Source organism: Cellulomonas sp. EB106-03-03-XG116 (assembly GCF_058792015.1).
Genome location: NZ_JBYTEP010000119.1, coordinates 1 through 2159 on the forward strand (window position 1 = coordinate 1; position 2159 = coordinate 2159).

Genomic DNA, 2159 nt, shown 5'->3' on the forward strand with positions numbered 1-2159 from the left:
CCCCCCCCCCCCCCCCCTCCCCCCCCCCCCCCCCCCCCTCCCCCCCGCGTCGTCCACAATGGGTCGGTGGACACCCCGACCGACCCCGTCGCGCGCATCGAGTCCGAGCTCGGGCTGCTGCTCCGTCGTGCGCGCGCCTCGGCCGAGCGCCTCGCCCGCGAGGTGCACCCCGACCTCGAGCCCTCGGCGTACCCGCTGCTGGTGCGCATCGAGCGCGAGCCCGACGTCCGGGCCAGCGAGCTCGCCGAGCACATCGGCGTCGGCCGCGGCACGATGTCGCGCCAGCTGGGGCGCCTGGAGCAGCTCGGGCTCATCGAGCGGCGACCCGACCCCGACGACTCGCGCGGGCAGCTCATCCGCGTGACGACCGAGGGCGCCCGCCGGGTGGACGCGGCGCGGGTCGCGCGGCGGGCCTACCTGTCGGCCGCGCTCGGGACGTGGGCGGAGGAGGACCGGGGGCTGCTCGCGGACCAGCTGCACCGGCTCAACGAGTCGCTGTCGGCGACGCCGCCGCGGGTGCAGCAGGGGTCCTGAGGCCGCGCCGCGGCCGGGGCCCGCGGGCCCCGCGGCGGCTCAGACCGCGCGGCTCAGCGCCCACGTGCTGCGGCGTCGGGCGATCGCCGCGACCGCGTCCACCCGCCCCGGCGACCAGCGCGCGGGCATCGCGGCGAACACGTCCGGCACGTCGGCGTCCGGCAGCACCAGCGCGTCGTAGGGCGACGGGGCGAGCACCTCGACCGTGCCGTGCACGACCAGGACCCCGCGCACCGCGACGGGCGACCCGACGGCGGCCCGCAGCAGCGACCCGGCGCGGGCCCCGGTGAGCCGCACGTCGCGCAGGTCCGCGACCCCGTGGCCGTCCGCGGACAGGTGCCGGGAGTCCAGCACCAGCCGCTCCGGCCCCGACGCGGCGGCGGGCCGCTCGGCGACCGCGAACGCCCCGGGCGGGCCGATCAGCAGGTGCGCGACGACCGAGCCCTGCCGGCCGACGGGGACGTCGTGCAGCACGTGCCAGCCGTCCAGCATCAGCCGGTCGAGGCGGTCGCACAGGCTCTCGCGGACGCCGCGCGGCTCGGCGTCGGGGCGCGGGCTCACGAGGTCGTCGGCGCGGTGCCGGCCGCGGCGCTCCGGCGCGTCCGTGGCGTCGGCCGCCGCGGGCTGCTCGGGCGCGGCGTCCCGGCGGGCGCGGCGGCCCCGGGGGCGCGGCTCCGGCTCGGGCTGCGGCTCGTCCTCGGGGAGGACGTCGGCGGTCGGGACGACGAGCTCGGGCACGTCGGCGCGCAGGTAGGCCTGCGCGGCGCCGCGCACGGCCTGCTCCAGGCCCTCGCCCTCGAGGGCGGCAGCGTCGGCCTCCACGGCCACCTGGCCGGTGGCGAGGTCGACGCTGCCGAGGGGCGCGCCGGTCTCGGCCGTGACGTACAGCCGGTCGGCGCCGTAGCGGCGCCACCGGCGGACGATCAGGGCCTGTTCCACGTCCGGGATATCGGCAGCAGACCGGTTTCCCTGAAGCATCGGCGCTCCCCTCCCCCACACGGGGGGCAGCCTACTTCGCGTCGAAGGTCAGGCTCACGGAGTTCATGCAGTAGCGGTCACCCGTCGGCGTCTGCGGCGCGTCGTCGAACACGTGCCCGAGGTGCGACCCGCACTTCGCGCAGCGCACCTCGGTGCGCACCATGCCCAGGCTGCGGTCCTCGATCAGCTCGACCTTGTCGCCCGCCAGCGGGGAGAAGAAGCTCGGCCACCCGCAGTGGGAGTCGAACTTGGTCTCCGACCGGAACAGCTCGTTGCCGCAGGCGCGACAGCGGTACACGCCCTCGCGGTGCTCGTCGAGCAGCTCACCGGTCCACGGGCGCTCGGTCCCGGCCAGGCGCAGCACCTGGAACTCGGCGGGGTTCAGCTCGACCCGCCACTGCGACTCGTCCTTGGTGACCTCGTAGGTCTTCTCCGCCATCGCGGTGCTCCTCTCGCCCTGCGGACGCCCCGCCCGGTGCGGCCGGGGCTGGTCCGCCGGCAGCAGAACGCGGATGCGGGGCGCGGTGTTCCACCACGGTGCCCGGACGCACGACCGCCCGCGACCGGAGGCCGGTCGCGGGCGGTGCAGCGCGGCGTCGGCTACTGCTGGGCGCCGCCGCCCGTGCGGCCGCGGCCGCCGCGGTGGT

At 78.0% G+C, this 2159-nt stretch carries 3 protein-coding genes; 1 reads left to right on the forward strand and 2 read right to left on the reverse strand.

Annotated elements, in window-relative coordinates; translation table 11 throughout:
• The first annotated feature begins 66 nt into the window (after nucleotides 1-66).
• A complete protein-coding gene (locus tag AC3WUG_RS19570; protein ID WP_492329197.1) occupies nucleotides 67-534 on the forward strand; it encodes a MarR family winged helix-turn-helix transcriptional regulator in 468 nt (155 codons plus the stop codon).
• Nucleotides 535-573: 39 nt separating this feature from the next.
• On the opposite strand, the gene AC3WUG_RS19575 is transcribed toward AC3WUG_RS19570, so the two are convergent.
• The gene (locus AC3WUG_RS19575; RefSeq protein WP_492329198.1) at nucleotides 574-1473 is read right to left on the reverse strand and encodes an NERD domain-containing protein; all 900 of its coding nucleotides are present in this window, start codon (nucleotides 1471-1473) and stop codon (nucleotides 574-576) included.
• Nucleotides 1474-1543: 70 nt separating this feature from the next.
• Entirely contained in the window at nucleotides 1544-1951 is a 408-nt protein-coding gene (msrB, locus tag AC3WUG_RS19580; protein WP_324844711.1) for a peptide-methionine (R)-S-oxide reductase MsrB, read from the reverse strand.
• Nucleotides 1952-2159: the final 208 nt, after the last annotated feature.